Raw genomic sequence first — 411 nt, 5'->3', positions numbered from 1 at the left:
GTGCCTGCTTTTACATCACGGTTTACGTTGTAGCCTGAAATGACGTGGTTTTGTCTAGCATCGATTCGACCTTTGAAAAATAGTTTGGACATTTGCAACTCACTGATGGATTGTTGTGGTGTAATTTAGCCGCGATTATACGGCACTATGGCAATTGATAAAGAAGTTCCTACAATATGCATCGGATCACGGTATAACAAACGGCTCAAGAGGGATTGCCAACGCGTGGCGGTTTCAGTGCAAAATTGAAGTCTAGTGTTTACAGTGTGTTTTTTGAGTTCGGCGGTGCGTTGTCAACCCCTTAGCCGGGCGTTAGGCAAAGTGAGTTTTTATCAGCTAAATCGAGTTGAAATTGAACGGTAAATTCCATGTTCTCATGGCTGAACTTAAGCAATAAATAATCATCACATA

At 41.8% G+C, this 411-nt stretch carries 1 pseudogene; it reads right to left on the bottom strand.

The features are described 5' to 3' along the window. Positions 1 to 92: pseudogene (locus EXZ60_RS18980) on the bottom strand (zinc chelation protein SecC); the annotation flags it as partial. Positions 93 to 411: the final 319 nt, after the last annotated feature.

This window comes from Vibrio sp. 1151_11, from assembly GCF_029478525.1.
GTDB lineage: Bacteria > Pseudomonadota > Gammaproteobacteria > Enterobacterales > Vibrionaceae > Vibrio > Vibrio anguillarum.
This window is presented reverse-complemented; position numbering and strand designations above follow the sequence as displayed.